This is a genomic window from Siccirubricoccus sp. G192, assembly GCF_019084075.1.
In the GTDB taxonomy this organism is placed as follows: Bacteria; Pseudomonadota; Alphaproteobacteria; order Acetobacterales; family Acetobacteraceae; genus G192.
Genome location: NZ_JAHREN010000001.1, coordinates 957019 through 971670 on the forward strand (window position 1 = coordinate 957019; position 14652 = coordinate 971670).

At 71.5% G+C, this 14652-nt stretch carries 14 protein-coding genes and 2 pseudogenes; 7 read left to right on the top strand and 9 right to left on the bottom strand.

Translation table 11 applies throughout. From position 1 onward, the window contains the following. Positions 1-11: 11 nt before the first annotated feature. Together KSF81_RS29080 and KSF81_RS29085 are read left to right on the top strand one after the other, a co-directional pair. Positions 12-602, top strand: a pseudogene (locus tag KSF81_RS29080) (hypothetical protein); the annotation flags it as partial. A gap of 15 nt (positions 603-617) precedes the next feature. Next, positions 618-2195 carry a glycoside hydrolase family 15 protein gene (locus KSF81_RS29085; RefSeq protein ID WP_375293365.1) on the top strand — a complete coding sequence of 526 codons (1578 nt, stop codon included), beginning with the start codon at positions 618-620 and terminating at the stop codon, positions 2193-2195. 95 nt (positions 2196-2290) lie between these two features. On the opposite strand, the pseudogene KSF81_RS04545 reads toward KSF81_RS29085, so the two are convergent. From KSF81_RS04545 to KSF81_RS04560, 4 genes and pseudogenes are all read right to left on the bottom strand, one after another. Beyond that, positions 2291-2728 (bottom strand): annotated as a pseudogene (locus KSF81_RS04545) (ISNCY family transposase); the annotation flags it as partial. Between the two features lie 270 nt (positions 2729-2998). Next, positions 2999-6109, bottom strand: a complete 3111-nt coding sequence (locus tag KSF81_RS04550) for an efflux RND transporter permease subunit (protein WP_217377968.1) — start codon at positions 6107-6109, stop codon at positions 2999-3001. A gap of 6 nt (positions 6110-6115) precedes the next feature. Continuing rightward, positions 6116-7369 (bottom strand): efflux RND transporter periplasmic adaptor subunit, encoded by a 1254-nt coding sequence (locus tag KSF81_RS04555; protein WP_217377969.1) that lies wholly within the window; start codon positions 7367-7369, stop codon positions 6116-6118. Then, entirely contained in the window at positions 7366-8760 is a 1395-nt protein-coding gene (locus KSF81_RS04560) for a TolC family protein (RefSeq protein ID WP_217377970.1), read from the bottom strand. Before KSF81_RS04560 ends, KSF81_RS04555 begins: the two co-directional genes overlap by 4 nt. A 131-nt stretch (positions 8761-8891) precedes the next feature. Between KSF81_RS04560 and KSF81_RS04565 the strand changes: the two genes are divergently transcribed. The 3 genes from KSF81_RS04565 to KSF81_RS04575 all read left to right on the top strand — a co-directional run bounded on the left by KSF81_RS04565 (position 8892) and on the right by KSF81_RS04575 (position 10334). Continuing rightward, positions 8892-9293 (top strand): hypothetical protein, encoded by a 402-nt coding sequence (locus tag KSF81_RS04565; RefSeq protein WP_217377971.1) that lies wholly within the window; start codon positions 8892-8894, stop codon positions 9291-9293. A gap of 153 nt (positions 9294-9446) precedes the next feature. Next, on the top strand, positions 9447-9722 hold the full coding sequence (locus KSF81_RS04570) for a PepSY domain-containing protein (RefSeq protein ID WP_217377972.1): 276 nt from the start codon (positions 9447-9449) through the stop codon (positions 9720-9722). Between the two features lie 15 nt (positions 9723-9737). Further along, positions 9738-10334, top strand: coding sequence for a cytochrome b/b6 domain-containing protein (locus KSF81_RS04575; protein WP_309139473.1), 597 nt, complete (start codon positions 9738-9740; stop codon positions 10332-10334). Here the strand turns inward: KSF81_RS04575 and KSF81_RS04580 are convergent. The 3 genes from KSF81_RS04580 to KSF81_RS04590 are packed head-to-tail and all read right to left on the bottom strand — an operon-like array spanning position 10309 to position 12745. Next, the gene (locus KSF81_RS04580) at positions 10309-11715 is read right to left on the bottom strand and encodes a sensor histidine kinase (protein ID WP_217377973.1); all 1407 of its coding nucleotides are present in this window, start codon (positions 11713-11715) and stop codon (positions 10309-10311) included. The two genes, KSF81_RS04575 and KSF81_RS04580, sit on opposite strands and share 26 nt — an antisense overlap. Next, the gene (locus tag KSF81_RS04585) at positions 11715-12389 is read right to left on the bottom strand and encodes a response regulator transcription factor (RefSeq protein WP_217377974.1); all 675 of its coding nucleotides are present in this window, start codon (positions 12387-12389) and stop codon (positions 11715-11717) included. Before KSF81_RS04585 ends, KSF81_RS04580 begins: the two co-directional genes overlap by 1 nt. 2 nt (positions 12390-12391) lie before the next feature. Further along, the gene (locus tag KSF81_RS04590; RefSeq protein ID WP_217377975.1) at positions 12392-12745 is read right to left on the bottom strand and encodes a PepSY domain-containing protein; all 354 of its coding nucleotides are present in this window, start codon (positions 12743-12745) and stop codon (positions 12392-12394) included. A 130-nt stretch (positions 12746-12875) separates the two neighbouring features. Between KSF81_RS04590 and KSF81_RS04595 the strand changes: the two genes are divergently transcribed. Next, a complete protein-coding gene (locus tag KSF81_RS04595; protein ID WP_217377976.1) occupies positions 12876-13187 on the top strand; it encodes a PepSY domain-containing protein in 312 nt (103 codons plus the stop codon). A 102-nt stretch (positions 13188-13289) separates the two neighbouring features. Then, on the top strand, positions 13290-13769 hold the full coding sequence (locus KSF81_RS04600; RefSeq protein ID WP_217377977.1) for a hypothetical protein: 480 nt from the start codon (positions 13290-13292) through the stop codon (positions 13767-13769). 42 nt (positions 13770-13811) lie between these two features. On the opposite strand, the gene KSF81_RS31855 is transcribed toward KSF81_RS04600, so the two are convergent. Next, positions 13812-14012, bottom strand: a complete 201-nt coding sequence (locus KSF81_RS31855; RefSeq protein ID WP_375293299.1) for a DUF6538 domain-containing protein — start codon at positions 14010-14012, stop codon at positions 13812-13814. Between the two features lie 147 nt (positions 14013-14159). Then, positions 14160-14441, bottom strand: a complete 282-nt coding sequence (locus tag KSF81_RS04605) for a hypothetical protein (RefSeq protein ID WP_217377978.1) — start codon at positions 14439-14441, stop codon at positions 14160-14162. Between the last annotated feature and the right edge of the window lie 211 nt (positions 14442-14652).

Sequence of the window (14652 nt, forward strand, 5' to 3'; positions counted from 1 at the left end):
ACGGGTTCTTTGCCGAGGAAAAGCGCGACACGGCGAGCACGGCCGGTACGGTGGAGGATGGCGTGCCCGCCATCCTGTTGGAGAATGCCTGCCGGCAAGGGCGCTTCCGTATCGAGAAGACGGTGCTCTGCGACCCGGAACGCGATGTGCTGCTACAGCGCGTGCACTTCCGGCCGCTCCACGGTGCGCTGACCGACTACCGGCTATATGTCCTGCTCGCGCCGCATCTCGTCAACAAAGGCGCGGGCAACACGGGCTGGGTGGATGAGTGGAAGGGCGTGCCGATGCTCTTCGCCGAGGGGATGGGAACAGCGCTTGCGATTGCCTGCTCGGTCCCGTTCCTTGCCCGCGCGGCGGGTTTCGTGGGCATCTCCGATGGCTGGCAGGACCTGGTGCGCCACCGCGAACTGCATTGGACCTACGACCACGCTCGCAACGGCAACGTGGCACTGACCGGCGAGGTGGACCTCAACGCCTGTCACGGGACGTTCGACCTTGCACTCGGTTTCGGCCGGGACGCGGCCGAGGCGGCGCACCGCGCGCGCGCGAGCCTGTCGGCCGGGGTTGAGACGGCGCTTGCCGGTTTCGTCGCGGAGTGGCGAGAGTGGCAAGCGGGCCTGCTGCCCCTCGATGGCCGCGCCGCGCCGCCCGGCCGCCGCCCCTACCGTATCAGTACCGCGGTGTTGCGCACGCATGAGGCCAACTCCTTCCCCGGCGGTCTGATCGCCAGCCTCTCCGTGCCCTGGGGCGCCTCGAAGGGCGATGGCGACCTTGGCGGCTATCACCTGGTCTGGCCGCGCGACCTCGTGGAGGCCGCTGGCGGGCTGTTCGCCGCCGGGGCGACGGCCGACGCGGTACGTGTCCTGCACTACCTCGCCGCGACCCAGGAGGCGGACGGCCATTGGCCGCAGAATTGCTGGCTCGACGGCACGCCCTACTGGAACGGCACGCAAATGGACGAGTGCGCGCTGCCCATCCTGCTCGTCGGCCTCGCGCTGCGCGAGGGCTGCCTCTCGGCGGTGGAGGTCCGGCGCTTCTGGCCCATGGTGCGGCGCGCGGCCGGCTTCATCGCGCGCAACGGCCCTGTGACAGGGCAGGACCGTTGGGAAGAGGATGGCGGCTACACGCCCTTTACCCTGGCCGCGGAGATCGCCGCGCTGCTCATCGCCGCGGACCTCGCCGAGGGAGCGGAGGAGGCCGCCTATCTTCGCGATACCGCCGATCTCTGGAACGATCTGATCGAGCGCTGGATCTACGTAACGGATACCCCGCTCGTGCGTGAGTTCGGCGTCGCGGGTTACTACGTGCGCGTCACGCCACCGCAGACCGCGGATGCCGCCTCGCCACTTACCGGCTTCGTACCGATCAAGAACCGGGCGCCGGGCGACGGCACGCGGCAGCCGGCCGCGGCGGTGGTGAGCCCGGACGTGCTCGCGCTCGTGCGCTTCGGACTGCGCGCGCCCGACGATCCCCGGATCCTCGACACGCTCAAGGTGATCGACGCGCTGCTCCGCGTCGAACTGCCGGCCGGCCCATGCTGGCGCCGCTACAACGGCGACGGCTATGGTGAGCACGCGGATGGCGCTTCGTTTGACGGGGTCGGGACTGGCCGCGCCTGGCCGCTGCTGACGGGCGAGCGCGCCCACTACGCGCTCGCGGCTGGCGACAGCGCCGGCGCCGAGCGACTGCTCGTCGCGATGGAGGGTTTCGCCAGCGACGAGGGGCTGCTGCCCGAGCAGGTCTGGGATGCGGAGGATGTACCCGCGCGCAAACTGTTTCGCGGTCATCCCTCGGGATCGGCGATGCCACTGGTGTGGGCGCATGCGGAGCATGTGAAACTGCTGCGCTCGCTGCGCGACGGGCGCGTGTTTGACACGCCGTCGCAGTCGGTCCAGCGCTATCTGGTGGACAAGGTGCGACCCCGGCTCGGCGGCACCTGGCGGCCGAACAACAAGTGCCGCGCTGCCCGCGGCGACCTGCCGCTGCGCGTCGAATTGCCCGCGCCTGCGACGGTGCACTGGAGCGACGACGGCTGGCACAGCTTACAAAACACGCCAACCCACGACAGCGGCTTCGGAACGCATGTCGCCGACCTTCGGGCAGCGGCTGCAACCGAGGAGGTCATATTCACCTTCCGCTGGACGGGAACAGGTCTCTGGGAAGGCGAGGATTACCGCGTATCCATGCTCGATTGAAATACTCTGATGTCCGGATTGTCTTGGTGGCCATGCAACTGAGCTTGATTCCAGGGCCATCTCCGCCGAAGTCTCGACCGGTCTGAATGTGGGTTTCGGACCAAGATGAGACTTGATGATACCGCCGGGCGGAGACCGGGCTGCAGCCCGTCCAGCGCCAGGATGACCCCGCCCTGGGCCTTCAGCACCCGCCGCAGCCGCCGCGGGTTGGTCAGAGCCGTGGCCAGGAGCTCGTCGTAGCGGTCGAGCAGGTTGGTCACGCTGCGCTCGGCGATCTCCACCCCGCGCCCGCGCAGGGCCGCGTGGATCTCCGGCACGCTGCGGTGGTCACGGTGGCGCAACAGCCCGACCAGGGCGATCACGTCCAGGCCAAACTCGTGCTGCGGCAGCGCCAGGGCGCCCTCCGCCTCCGGCCGGTAGGGGATGTGGAAGCGCGGACAGCCCTCCCGCTCGCAGCGGCGGATGCGCAGACGCAGCCACACCGGGCCGGACAGGGTCACCAGATTGCGGCGGTTCTCGTAGCGCAATCGCAGGTGCCCGCCGCAGCCTGGGCGGCCCCTCCGCACGGGGCCAGCACCCGCTCCCGCTCCGGCCGTGCTCGCGCCGATACCCTGGCCATCCTGCGCCTCCAGGAAACCTCGAAGACTGCCTCCTCAACGCATCATGGCAGCCAGCTTTGCCACCCTAGCCTTTTAGCGCAGGCGGAACTGCACTCGGGTCCGGCCTATCCCGGCCCCTGTCGCGTCGCTACAACCCACTCCGCGGCCTCTGCTTGGGTTTTCGTGCGGATCATCGTCATGACCCTACTCCGCGGCGCGCAGCGAGACCTTGTCGGCGGGCTCCTCCTCCGCCTCCTTGCGGGCGGCTCGCCCGGCGACCCAGGGATACAGCGTCGGCAGTACAAGCAGGGTCAGCATCGTCGCCGTGACCAGGCCGCCGATCACCACCGTGGCGAGCGGCCGCTGCACCTCCGCCCCGGCGCTGGTCGAGACGGCCATCGGCAGGAAGCCGAGGCTCGCCACCGCCGCCGTCATCAGCACCGGGCGCAGGCGGAGCATCGCCGCCTCCCGCGCCGCAGTCATCGGGTCCTTCCCTTCCAGCCGCTGCTCGACGATGGTGCTCACCAGCACCACGCCGTTCAGCACGGCGATGCCGAACAGGGCGATGAAGCCCACCGCGGCCGAAATGCTGAAGGGCAGCCCGCGCAGCCACAGCGCCAGCACGCCCCCGGTGGCGGCGAAGGGCACGTTGACGAAGATCAGCGCCGAAAGCCTGACGCTGCGGAACATGATGAACAGCAGCGCGAAGATCAGCGCCAGCGCCGCCGGCACCACGATGGTCAGCCGCGCCGTCGCCTCCTGCAGGTTCTGGAACTGGCCGCCCCATTCCATGCTGTAGCCCGGCGGCAGATGCACCTGCCGCCCCACCACACCCTGCGCCTCGGCCACGAAGCTGGCGATGTCGCGGCCACGGATATTCGCCTCCACGGTGATGCGGCGGCGGCCCTTCTCGCGGCTGATCTGCGCCGGCCCGTCCTCGATCCGCACCTCCGCCAGCTGGACCAGCGGCACTGCCCGGCCGGTGGCGTCGGCGATACGGAGCTGGCGGATGCCGTCGGGGTCGCTCCGGTCCCGCGGCCGCAGGCGAACGCGGATGTCGAAACGGGCATTGCCCTCCACCAGCGTTCCCACGGTGCGGCCGCCCAGCGCCTCCACCACGTCCAGCACCTGGGAGGCGTTCAGCCCGTAGCGTGCCACCGCCTCGCGGTCGATGATGATGCGCAGGTAGGGCTGGCCCGCCGTCTGCTCGGCCTTCACATCGGCTGCGCCCGGCACCTGGGACAGTGCCTGCACGGTCGCCTCCGCCTGGGCGCGCAGTGCCGCCGGATCGTCGCCATAGATCACCACCGCGACATCCGAGCGCACGCCCTGCAGCATGTCCTGCATGCGCATCTCGATCGGCTGCGACCAGGAGAGCTGCAGCCCCGGCACCTCCCGGTCCAGCGCGGTGGAGAAGGCCCTGATGAGCCCCTCGCGGTCCGGCGCCGTGGTCCATTCGGCACGTGGCTTGAGGATGATGAAGCTGTCGCTCTGCTCCACTCCCATAGGGTCGGTCGGGATCTCGGAGCTGCCGGAGAGGCTGACCACCGTCTCCACCTCCGGGAAGCGGCGCAGCGTGCGCTCGATCAGCGTGGTGGTCTCGACCGCGGTGCCAAGGCCGATGCTCGGCAGCTTGGTGATGGTGACGGCCAGCGCCCCCTCATCCAGCCGGGGGATGAATTCGGCGCCGAGCCGCGTGCCGATCACGCCGCTCGCCACCAGCAGCGCCAGCGCCAGGCCGATGGTCGGCACCGGATGCCGCTCGGTCCGCGCCAGCAGCGGCGCGTAGTAGCGGCGGATCCAGGCGATGACGCGGCTGTCGCCCTCCGCCACAGGCCGTCGCAACGCGTAGGTCGCCAGCACCGGCATCAGCACCAGGGTCAGGACCAGGGAGGCGACCAGGGCGAAGATCACCGTCAGCGCCATGGGCCGGAACATCTTGCCCTCGACGCCCTGCAGGCTGAGGATCGGCAGGTAGACCACGGTGATGATGGTCACCGCGAAGAGGATCGGCCGTCCCACCTCATGCGCCGCCTCCCGCACCACCTGCTCGATCGGGCGCTTCGGCGCTTCCGCCCGGCGGCGCACCACATTCTCGATCATCACCACCGCGCCATCCACGATCAGGCCGAAGTCGATGGCGCCGAGGCTCATCAGATTGCCCGAGATGCCGGCATGAACCATCGCCGTCGCGGCGGCGAGCATGGAGAGCGGGATGGCGAGCGCCACCACCAGCCCGGCGCGGATATTGCCCAGCAGCACCAGCAGGACCACCACCACCAGCGCCGCGCCCTCGGCCAGGTTCTTCGCCACGGTCTGGATGGTGCGCGCGATCAGGTCGGCGCGGTCGTAATAGGGGGCAATCTCGACGCCCGGCGGCAGGCTCGGGCCGATCGCCTCGACCGCCGCCTTCACCCGCTGTCCGACCTCCCGCGTGTTCTCGCCAAGCAGCATCAGGGCGACGCCGACCACCGCCTCGCCCCGCCCGTCACGGGTCACGGCGCCGAGGCGCGGACGGGGCGCCTCCACCACCCGGGCGATGTCGCGGACATAGAGCGGCACGCCGCCCTCGCCGGTGCGCAGCACGATGCGGCCGATATCGGCGGGGTCCTGGATCAGCCCCTCGCCACGGATCACCGCCTGCTCGCCGTTGCGCTCCAGCGTCGCGCCGCCGCGGGCGCCGTTGTTGCGGCTGATGGCCTCGAAAACCTCGGCCAGGGACAGGCCGTAGCGGGTCAGCGCGTCGGCCGCGACCTGCACCTCATAGGTCTTGAGCTCGCCGCCATTGGCGTTGACGTCGATGACGCCCGGCACCTGCCGCAGCCGGGGCGCGATCTGCCAGTCCAGGATGGTGCGCAGCTCCATCAGCGAATGGCCGGCGCCGCGCACCTCGAACTGGAAGATCTCACCCAGGCCGGTGGAGACCGGCCCCATCTCCGGCGTGCCGAATTCGGGTGGGATCCGCACCGAGGGCAGGCGGGAGAAGACCAGGTTGCGCGCCGCGTAGATGTCCGTGTCGTCGCTGAAGCGGACATAGACCACCGAGAGCCCGTAGCGCGAGACCGAGCGCAGGTTCTCCATATGCGGCAGGCCCTGCAGCGCCAACTCCACCGGGAAGGTGATGAACCGCTCCACCTCCAGCGGGCCGAGGCCGGGGGACTGGGTGATGACCAGCACCTGGCGCGGCGAGATGTCCGGCTGCGCATCGATCGGCAGCCGCCGCAGGTCATACAGCCCCATGGCGACCAGGATGCCGACCAGCACCAGCACCACGGCCCGGTTCGCCAGCGCGGCATCGACGAGGCGGGCGATCATCGGCGCTCAGTCCTCCGCCCCGAAGCGGCTGTGCAGCAGCAGGGCCTTCAGGCGGAAGCTGCCCTGGGTCGCCACCACCTCACCGGGCTCCAGCCCATCCGCCACCTCCGTCAGCCCGCCCTGGCGCAGCCCGGGACGGATGTCGCGGCGAGCGAAGCGGTTCTCCGCCAACTGCACGAAGACCACCGGCTGGTCGTCCATCCTTTGCAGCGCCGCATCGGGCACCACCAGCCCCTCGCGGCCGAGCGGCGCCTCGATCTCCACGACGGCGAACATGTTGACCTTCAGCGCCCCATCCGCGTTCGGGATCTCGCACCGTACCCTGGCGGTGCCGGTCCGGGGATCGAGCTGGTCGGCGATATAGGCGGCGTGTCCGGGGAAGCGCTGCCCCGGATAGGCCTCGACGGCGATGCTGACGGCGGCGCCCGGGCGCACCGCGCCCAGGTCCCGCTCCGGCAGGTCGGCCTGGACCCACACCGTCGAAAGGTCGGCCAGGGCGAAGATCTCCCGGCCGGTATCCACCAGTTCCCCCGGCGTGGCGCCGATGGCGAGCACGGCGCCGTCGAAGGGCGCGAGGATGGCGCCGCGGGCATCCTCCGGCGTGGCGCCGGCCAGGCTCACCGTCTCCGGCTCCTGCTGGCCGCCCATGGCCGCGGGGCTGTAGCGCGACAGCATCTCGCGCCAATGCTCGGACTCCACCCTGTGGGTCTGCACCGCTGCCTCTGCCCGGGCCAGCTCGGCCTGGCGCCGCTCCACCTCGCTCTGCGCCATGGCGCCGCTCCGCACCAGGTTCTGGGCACGCTGCAGGGCGGCGCGCGCGGTCGTCGTCTCGGCCTCGGCCTGGCGCAGTGCGGCCTGGGCGCTGGCGAATTGGTGCCGCGCCTCCGCCAGATCGAGCGCATCGAGGACCGCCAGGCGCTGGCCCCGGCGCACGCGCTGGCCGATCGCCACCTCGATGGACTGCACCCGGCCGCGGGCCAGGGGGTTGATGTGGGCGAGGCGCAACTCGTTGAACCCGACCATGCCGGTGACGCGGATGGTGCGGACCAGCGGCCGCCGCTCCACCGGAGCGGTCTGCAAGCCGAAATTGCGCGCCGCCTCGGGCGACAGCTCGACCTCGGTCGGCAGGACCTCCTGCGGCACGGCGGCGGCGGGCGCCTCCGGTGCCGGCGGGGCCAGCCACCTTCCGGCGAGGAAGCCGCCCGTCGCCGCGGCGCTCCCCACGCCGGCGAGCAGCAGCAAGGTCCGGCGGCGGGTCATGGCATCACCCCAAGGGCCTGGTTCAGCCGGGCGCGGGCGCGGTCCTGGTTGGCCCGCGCACGGGCGCGGGTGAGGTCGGAGTCGAAGGCGGCGGTGCGGGCGCGGATCACCTCGACCAGCGGCATCTCCCCCACGGCATAGGCCTGTTCGAGTTGCCGGCGGCGCTGCTCCAGGGTGCGGAAGCCGGCCTCGGCCAGCCGCAATTGCGCCTGCGCCGCCTCGAAACCGAGGCGCGCCTGACGGCTCTCGATTTCCAGTTCGCGTTGCAGCAGCGCAAGCTGCGCCTCGGCACGGCTCACCTCCGCCTGGGCCGCGGCGAGGCGGGGGCGGTTGCGGGCCTCGGTCGCCAGCGGCAGGCGCACGACCACTCCGACCCGCGTGTCGAAGCGTTCGGGATAGGTGGACTGCTCGTGCCTGCCTTGCAGGGCGATGGTGGGGCTGTCGCGCGGAGTCGCCTCCACCAGCCGCAGGGCGGCCTGTGCCGTCCCCACCGCGCGGCGGGCCGCCAGCAGGCGCGGATGCTCCGGCACCGGGCGGGGCGGCGGGCTCCGGTCCTCAGCCAGGCTGGGCGCGGTGGCGAGGCCGGTGATGACGGCGAAGCGCGTCTGTGCCTGGGCGAGCAGGGCGCGCTGGTCGCGCAGGGCGGATTCGGCGGTCAGTGCCTCGCCGCGGGCCAGCAGCGCATCGGCGCTCGGGCTCTCGCCGCGCTGGGCGCGCTGTTCGGTGATCGCGGCAAGCTGGCCTGCCGCCGCGGCCCGGCGCTCCAGCGGCGGCCCGGCCAGCGTGGCTTCCTCCACCTGCCCGGCGGCGTCGCGCACCAGCCCGGCGACGGCAAGGCGCAACTCGCCGAGACGCGCCTCCAGTTCCCCGATGCCGGCCTCTGCCTGCCGAACCGTGGCGCGCCCTTCGCCGGGCAGCCAGACCGGCGTGCCGATCTCCAGGCCAAGGGAGGCGAAGCCCTGGTTCGAGAGGAAGCGGTCCGAGGTGGCATCGCCCTGCACGAAGGGAGAGGGCGGGAACAGCCGCCCCGCCGCATCCCGACGTGCCTCCTGCACCGCCCGCTGGGCGGCGAGCGGCCTTGCCTCGGGGCTGCGCTGCCAGGCCGCTTCCACCGCCTCGGCCAGCGTCGCGGCGTGCGAAACAGCGGACAGAACAGGCGTGGCCAGCCAGCCGAGCGCGAGCGCGGCGCCGAGAATCCGCCAGCGCCGCCGAGATGGCATCGTCGGGTTGACGCGCCCGGTGCCGGTCCGCTCGACGGCCAGGCCGAGCGGCCGGCACCGCCGGCCCATGCCGGCTCTCGGCGCATTGGTCAGCAGGGCAGTGGCGGCAGGGATCCCGGCGGCGCCGAGGCCGGGAGCCAGGTCCTGCCGGACGGCGGCTTGTGTGGTCATGGCCCGCATTCTGGCCGGGCACGGCTGACAGGTCGCTGACATGGATCAACAGCAGGCGGTCAGTACGCCCTGCCTAGGGTCTCTAGCATCGGGTCAGGAAATGGTCCGGGCCCGCGCAACGGAGACCAGAGATGCAGATCGCGACGAACCCCTCAACCGACCGGCCGCCATCCATCGGACGGAAAGCCGGCACGGTGCTCCGCCATGCCCTCTTCGCCTCACTCCTCGCCGTCGCCGCCGGTGGTGCTGCCCATGCGCAGGATCCCGGTCCCTGGCTCGCCAATCAGGGCGGCAGCCTGGAGGTCGTCTCCGGCACCAGCCTGCGGCAGCCCGTGGGCGGCGGTGCCGTCGGCCTGAGCGGCGGCGGAGAGAATGAGGTGATCACCTACGGCGCCACGGCAGATACCCATGCGCAGCGTGGCCTCGTGGCCGAGATGCTCGGGGGCGGCAACGACGCCGTGGTCGTCTACCGCCAGCCGGTAAGGCCGGCGATTGCGGAGCTCGCGCGCGCGGATGGCGGTTTCCGGAGCTGAACCTGTTCGGGACGGGCGCTGCGGCGCTGGTGCGCAGCGCCGTTCCTGCCGGATCGCTGACATCCCGGGTCAGCCCGCCGTCAGCGGCACTGCACCAGTCTCCCACGTATCGCCCCGCATCGTGCAGGGCGAGCAGCCAAAGGAGAAAGACTCATGCGCAAGCTCGCCATCCTCGCCGCCGCCCTCGCCTCGCTGGGTACGGTCGCGGCGGCCCAGGCCGGAAGCCTCGGCCGGCCCTGCACCTCGGCTCCGGAGGCCCAGTGGCTCCCGCTCGACGCGCTGAAGGCCAAGGCGGAAGCCGCGGGGTATCGGGTCCAGAAGGCCAAGCTGAAGGCCGCCTGCGGCGAGATCTACGCGCTGGACCGCAATGGCGCGCGGGTCGAGCTGTTCCTCGATCCGACCTCGGGCCAGATCGTCGGAAGCCAGTGAGCAGGGAGAGATGACGTGACCATCCGCAGCGATGCGGTCGAAGCCGGCGGCGTGATGCCGCCGGCGATGACCACTGGCCCTCGGGGCACGACCACGCCGATGGTGCGGGTCTGGGATCCCTTCGTGCGGGCCTTCCACTGGAGCCTGGTCGGCCTGTTTGCCCTCGCCTTCGTCACGGGGGACGAGGTCGAGTGGCTGCACCTCGCAGCCGGCTACGCCATCGCGGCCCTCGTCCTGCTCCGGGTCGCCTGGGGTTTCGTCGGGCCGCAACATGCCCGCTTCACCGACTTCATCAGGTCGCCGCGAGAGGTGTTCGCCTATCTCCGCAATGCCGCCCGGCTGCGGGCGCCCCGCCATCTCGGGCACAACCCGGCCGGTGGTGCGATGGTCGCGGCCCTGCTCGCGCTGCTCGCCGGCGTCGCCGCGACCGGCTTCATGATGACGACGGATGCCTTCTGGGGTGCGCAATGGGTCGAAGACCTGCATGAGGGGCTGGTCAACATGATGCTGGTCCTCATCGCCCTGCACGTGGCGGGCGTCCTCTTCGCCAGCTTCGAGCATGGCGAGAACCTGATCCGGGCGATGTTCACCGGGCGGAAGCGGACCCGCTGAGGCCGTCACGGCACGGCAATCGAATCTCCGCCCGCAACCCGCCGAGCTCCGCCGAGCGGCCAAGGCCGAGCGAGCCACCATAAGCCTCCGCCAGATCGCCGACGATGGCGAGGCCCAGCCCGGCCCCCGGCTTCGTCGCATCGAGCCGACCGCCGCGGGCGAGCGCGGTCGCCGCCTCCGTCTCCGGGATGCCGGGGCCGTCATCCTCGACCGAGAGCAGGACCGCGCCACCGGCCGCCTCCCGCCGGCCGGCGAGGCGGACCCGGCCCCGCGCCCATTTCATCGCGTTCTCGGCGAGGTTGCCCAGCATCTCGGCCAGGTCCTGCGCGTCGGCATCCACGATCAGCTCTGCCGGGATGTCGATGTCCCAGGCGAGGTCCTGCCCCCGCGGCACGCGGCGCAGGACATCCACCACCCGCTGCGCCACCGGGGCGGGCGCGGCCTGTCGGGCGGCGCCGCCCCCGGCCTGCGCGGCCCGCGCCCGGGCCAGTTCGCGCTCGACATGCCGCCGCATGACTTCGGTGACGGTTTCGATCTCCTCCGCCAGCTCGCCCTCGCCGCGTTCCCGCAACTGCGCCGCATCGGCGGCCAGGATGGTGAGCGGCGTCTTCAGGCCATGCGCCAGATCGGCGGCCCGTGCCCGCGCCCGCTCCAGCGCCTTGCCCTGCGCATCCAGCAGGTGGTCCAGCTCGGCGGCGAGCGGCCGCACCTCATCCGGGAACCCTGCCGCCCCCAGCCGTACCTCCCGCCCGGCGCGGACCGCGGCGAGGCGGTGCCGGAGCAGGCCGAGTGGCCGCAGCCCGACCGTCACCTGCACCCAGGCGGCGGCGATCAGGATGGCGGCGAGCAGGGCCAGGGAGGGCGCCAGGTCGAGCGCAAAGGCGCGCCCCGCGGCGTGGAGCTCCGCCCGATCCACCGCGGCCACGGCGCGCACGCCACCACCACCGAGGCTCGCGGGCAGCGTGACATGCCGCTCCACCGCGAGGAGCGAGGCGCCACCAGGGCCAGGGATGCTGTGCTGGTGCACTTCCCCGTCCCGCAGCAGGTCGGGCGGCAGCCGCAGGATCGTGTCCCAGAGCGAGCGCGAGCGCAGCACGGCCCCGCCCTCGGCCGGTGGCTCCTCCCGGATCTGCCAGTAAAGCCCGCTGAGCGGCTCCAGGAAGCGCGGCTCGGCCGGCGGCCGGAGCAGGTCCAGCGAGCCGTCCGGCGCACGCCCGAGGCCGTCGATGAGCTGGCGGAGATGCGCCTCGAGTTCGAGTGCCATCCGGCGCTCGACATGCCGCTCGAACAGCAGCACGAGGCCGAAGCCCGCCAGGGCAAGCGCGAGCAGGATGGAAGCGGCCCCCGCGGCGAGCAGCCGCAGCCGGAGCGAGCCGCGCATCACCTGGCGAGGGGGGCGGGTTCGGGCACGACATAGCCGAAGCCGCGCCGCGTCTCGATCAGTTCCACCCCGAGCTTGCGCCGCAGGCGGCCCATCAGCACCTCGACCGCATTCGGGTCGCGGTCGTGGTCGTGGTCATAGAGGTGTTCCATGAGCTCGGTGGGCGGCACCACCCGCCCGGCGTGATGCATCAGGTAGCTCAGGCAGCGGTACTCCAAGGGAGAGAGCGGCACCGGGGCGCCCTCCACCGTGACCCGCATCTGCCGCGTGTCGAGCGCCACCGGGCCGATCGTCACGACCGCCGAGGCGCGACCTGCGGCACGGCGCAGCAGGGCGCGGACGCGGGCCAGCAGTTCCTCCATGGCGAAAGGCTTGGGCAGGTAGTCGTCGGCCCCGGCATCGATCCCCTCGACGCGCTCTGCCCAGGCGCCGCGCGCGGTCAGGATCAGCACCGGGAAGCCACGCCCGCCCGCCCGCCACTTCTTCAGCACCGCGAGTCCATCCATCTTCGGCAGGCCGAGATCGAGCACGGCGGCGTCGTAGTCCTCCGTGTCGCCCTGGAACCAGGCCTCCTCGCCGTCACGGGCCAGATCCACCGCATAGCCCGCGCCCTCAAGGGCCGATCGCACACCGCGCGCGATCCGCGCGTCGTCCTCGATGAGCAGGATCCGCATCGCTACTCCGCCTCCCGCCTCAGCACCCGCGCCGTGGCCGCGTCCACATGCACCTTGGCCAGCCGGCCAGCAGGGCCAACCACCTTGAATTCGTAGATCCATCGGCCATCGTCTTGCTCGAAGTCCACGCCCACCACCTCCCCACCGAGATCCGATCGCACACGTGCGAGGATATCGGCGAGCGGCAGCGCCTCGCCGCGTTCCAGCGCCGCACGGGCACGCTCGTGGTCGCGCTCGCGGCGGGAATCGCCGGCGCGCGCGGCAGCCGGCGCGAGGATCCCGCCGGCCGTCGCCGCGCAGAGGCCGCCGGCGAGAAGGACCAGGCTCCGGCGGCGGGTAGAGGCAGGTGTCGTCATGGCGTGCATCCTGGCCGGGCGTAGCTGACAGGTCGCTGACATGGATCAACAGCGGGCGGTCAGCATCCCTCCGCCAGGGTTGCCGCATCGGGTCCGGAATCGCTCCTGACCCGAGGAACGGAGACCGAAGATGCGCAAGTCCCTACTGACCACCACCCTGGCCCTCGGCACCGCCGCTGTGGTCGCCCTGGCGATTGCCCCGGCCCTCGCCGACGAAGGGAGGACCGCCACCGGCGACCATTGCCGGACCGCTCCGGGTGCGGCCCGGCTGCCGGCCGAGGCGATCGGGAAAACCCTCGAGGACCTCGGCTACCGGGTGGACCGGGTCAAGATGGACGATGGTTGCTACGAGGCCCGGGCGATGAACGACAGCGGCATCCCCATCGAGGTCCGCTACCACCCCGTTACCGGCGATCTCGTCCGCGCCAGGCTCAGGTCGTGACAGCGCGCGGCGCAATGCCCGCCGCCCCGGACCGGACCGCCCGGGGCGGCACCCCTTGCAACGCATGCGGGGCGCAATGACGCCCCCGAGGAGAACCACCCCATGTTCGGCAACATGTTGATGATCACCCCGGCCGTGCTGGGCCTCGGCCTCGCCCTGGGCTTGGCCGGAGGCGCCTTGGCCGCGGAGCCGCACGCCCATGCGGGCGAGGCGGCCGCGACCATCACGCTCGACCACGGCCGGCAATGGCCAAGCGATGCGGCGCTGCGCCAAGGCATGACGCGGCTCCGGGGCGCCATGGCCGCGGCACTGCCCGCCATCCACGCCAACCGGCTGCCGGCGGCCGGGTTCGCCACCCTGGCCGATCAGGCGCAGGCGCAGGTCGATTACGTGGCTGAGAACTGCAAGCTGCCCGAGGCGGCCGATGCCCAACTCCATCTCGTCCTGGCGCAGATCCTCGACGGGATCGATGTCATGAAGGGTGAGGGCGACCGCACGGCGGGTGCGGCGGCGGTCGTCCAGGCGCTCAACGCCTATGGCGAGGCCTTCGACCATCCGGGCTGGGTCCCGCTTGGCCACTGACCGGAAGCACGGGCGCATCGCCCCTCTTGCCCGTGCGGCGCTCTAAGTGGTTCTTCCGGCTATGCGAGCGTGAAGCTCCAGCAGCACCTTCGGCAAGCGAGCCTGAGCAACGTGCTTGTCGCGCGTCCCCAACGTCTTAACCAGGCGGTTCCGCCCGACCGCCGCCCGCAGTAGGGGCGGAACATCAAGCGAAGCGTAGAAGCCTTGGCGCCGCTGCACGATATAACCCGCGATCTTCGCCACCCCTCACGTTCTCCCCCTCATGCCGCTCCAGTCTTCACAGCCGTGCAAGCCATTTCGGAGCACCGGGCCCCAGCGTTGCCGCCTCATCGGCAGCGGCCTACCCGGCCCCCGCATCAAACCGCAAGGCCGCAGAGTCGGGCATCGGCCTCAGTTTTTCCGGCATTCCCGCTGCCAATCACGGATGGGCTTGCCGGGCTGTGTCTGCCAAGGCACGGCGATGGCATCCACCCGCACCGCCAGCCCCGTATCCGCCTTGAGCCTGGCGAGCGCCGCAAGAAGGTTGTCGGCACGCGGATTGCCGCTCGGACCGTACATCCGCATCAGCGATTTCACCGGGATGCCCAGCGCCTGCCCAAGATGGGCAAAGCCGACAGTCGCGTTGATGTAGTCGCGTAGCTGCGCCTTCGCAGTTGGCAGGTCGCCTTCCATGATTGCCCGCACGGCCTCCTGATAGAGCGCTGCCCGGAAGGTGGGGTCGCGGTCGGCACGGTCCCGCACAGTGCTGCGGAAAGCCCGACTGAGTGACATTGCAGGTTCCCTTTCTCTTCATGTGCCGTCGCCAGGAGGGCGGCTGCCAGGCTTTTGCGCTGCCCGGTGGTCTCGGCCCATACGCCGCGGGACGGTCCGAACGGACGGGCCA